The organism is Fluviicola sp. (assembly GCF_030151805.1).
Classification (GTDB): Bacteria; Bacteroidota; Bacteroidia; order Flavobacteriales_D; family Crocinitomicaceae; genus Fluviicola.
In genome coordinates, this window is record NZ_JASLCN010000498.1 from 1 (window position 1) to 2,949 (window position 2,949).

Here is a 2,949-nt window from a genome sequence, read left to right on the forward strand (position 1 = left end):
ATGTTACAGGAACTCCTCCTGCAAATACGACCTGGTACTGGCAGTCAAGTGCAACCGGAGTAAGTACTGCGAATGCTTACGCCGGGCCATTTACAATCAACTCAAACGGAACTTATTATCTGAGAGGATTGAATACATTATACAATATCTGGTCAGCAGCTTCTTCAATAACAGTAACTAATTTCCCGGTTATTGCAACTCCGGCTGCTCCTACAGCAGGACAAAACCCTGCTTGTACTCCGGGAACTTCGTTAACTATGCCTGCTCCGGCTGCCGGTTTTGTTTATTACTGGCAAACTGGTGCAAACCCACCATTCACAACTACAAACTCAAGTGCAACACCGTTAAACGTATCTTCTACAGGAACTTATTATGTAGCAACATACGAAACGGCAAGTCAGTGCTGGTCGCCAACAAGCTCATTAGCAGTAACTGTAAACTCAGTTATTCCTGGAAACCCGACAGCAAACCCGAACAATTACAACTATTGTACAACAGCGAACCCCATGCCGGTTGCTGCTCAGATTCCTGTTTTGATGGGAGCACAAACATGTACAATTTCAGGATCTGCTTCAGGAACGGATAACTCAGGTGTTACTGCAACAGTAACAAACTTCAGCTGCCCGAACGGACCAATCTCATCCGCGACATTGGCCTCCACTATCAGCGGTAGTTTTTGTGGATCATGGTATTCATACAGCATTGTGGTAAACGGTACTACTGTTGCAACAAACCAATGTAACCTGGCAAGCTTTAACCTGACTCCTTACTTACCATTAACTTCCGTTTCAATTGTTTCTGCGGATTTAGACAACTTCGGAGACAATGTAACTTTGAATTTAACGGTTACTTTGAACTTTACAGGACCACTTCCTTCTCAACCTGCTTACACGATCGATTGGTTTAGTGCAGCTACAGGAGGAACACAGGTTGGAAACACAGCATCTATGAATGCTTTGGGAACTTCTGTTTTGCCAACTCCAACAAATGGTACTTATACATTCTATGCGCAAACAAACCTTGGAAACTGTATGAGCCCTTCACGTGTTCCGGTTACAGTAACCGTATCTGGTGTTGACGCACAATTGATTCCTCAAAACGTTACTTGTAACAACCTGGCAAACGGAAGCTTTACATTAGGAACCGTGAACTGTGGAACACAACCATTTGTTTATTCTGTTGACGGAGGTGCTTTCGGTCCGATTCCTACAAACTTAGCAGCCGGAACACACACAGTGGTTGTGAAAGAGCAGGGAAGTCCAGTGCAATCAGGAATTTACACGATTACACTTACACAGCCTACAGCTCCAACCGCATTGAATGCATTCGATGTCAACTTCTTCAATGCCATGTTGACATGGACTCCGCAAGGAAATGAATCCACATGGAATGTTGAATACGGTCCGGCAGGATTTACTCCGGGAACAGGTACAATGATGCCTAACGTAACAAACGATAGTGTTCAGGCAATCAATTTATTACCGAATACAGCATATGAATTCTACGTTCAGGCTGGTTGTATCGGAACCTCTGCATGGGCAGGACCATTTGCATTCACAACAAATGCTCCATACTTTACGTGGGATGGTGATTGCGGACCCGGATTCATTGATATCTCTGCCACAGGAACAAACACAAACTTAACAGACGATGCTGAGGTTGGTGTAACGCTCCCTTGGGCATGGAACGTGAACGGAACAAACGTAACAACCATTACAATCGGAAACAACGGAGGTATCTTGTTCAACACATTAACCGGTAACGTTGGTTACGGTATTGCTGGCAACGGATTCTATCCATATTGCCAGGATTTGAACACTCCTGTTGCTGGTGGTGGTGTATTCTACCAAAGTATCGGTACAGCTCCAAACAGACAATTCGTTGTTCTTTGGAAAGATGTTCCGCATTACAGCTTCCCTGCATCAACTGACGGTGCTACTTTCGAAGTAATCTACGATGAAGCATCAGGTGAATCTTATTTCGTTTACCAGGATGTCATGATGGGTAACGGATCATGGAACAACGGTGCGGATGCTGAAATCGCAGCAGTTACTGCAGGCGGTACCGCAACTGTTAGTATGAACAGTGCAACGTATCTTACAAACAACTCTTGTGCACATTTCTACAATGCACTTTGTCCGAATGTTCAGAACCTGATTTCGATCATTTATGTGACTGACGCAACGTTGAACTGGGATCCGGGACAATATGGTGAAACTCAATGGACTGTAGTTTACGGAGAAGAAGGATTTGATCCAACTGTTCCGGGACAGGAATTGGGAACATTGAACCTGAACACTTCTGATACAGGTTTCGGAAACTTATTGACTCAAATGACTACCTATGATGTTTACATCTATTCTGAGTGTACAGGTGATAGCTTGACTTCAGGAGGTTATTTCTACCAATTCACTACAAAACCAAATTGTGCTGATATCACAGGACTTGCAGGTATGACCGATCCGGATTCTCTTGAAGTAACATGGAACTGGACTTCAACAGGAGTTCTTTACCCTGTAACAGGATTCAAGATCCAATACGGAATGACTGGATTTACATTGGGAACAGGTGAAATCTGGAATGCTACCGGAACCAATTTCGCAGATACGGTAGTTGATCCTACTTTAATCGGATCAGGAGTCTATCAAATCTATGTGCAGGCACTTTGTGCAGGTACAAATGACAGCTCAAACTATGTTGGACCAATCACAGTAGTAATGCCTGCAACGAACGACATTGTTTGTGCACAGGAATTGTTACAATTGGGTGAAACTTACACATTCAACAATGCAGCAGCAACCGTTTCTCTGAATGAAACGAACATTGCTCCGCCTGCAACAGGTGCGCAAACAACAACCGGTTGGGTGAACTCAACGTTGAATGGTACCTTGTGGTACACATTCGTTGCTCCTCCATCAGGTTCTGTGAGAATCAACTCTACAGCAATCA

1 pseudogene is annotated in these 2,949 nt (G+C 44.0%); it reads left to right on the forward strand.

Going from position 1 to position 2,949, the window contains the following annotated elements:
* Window positions 1-2,949: pseudogene (locus Q1V93_RS18955) on the forward strand (hypothetical protein); the annotation flags it as partial.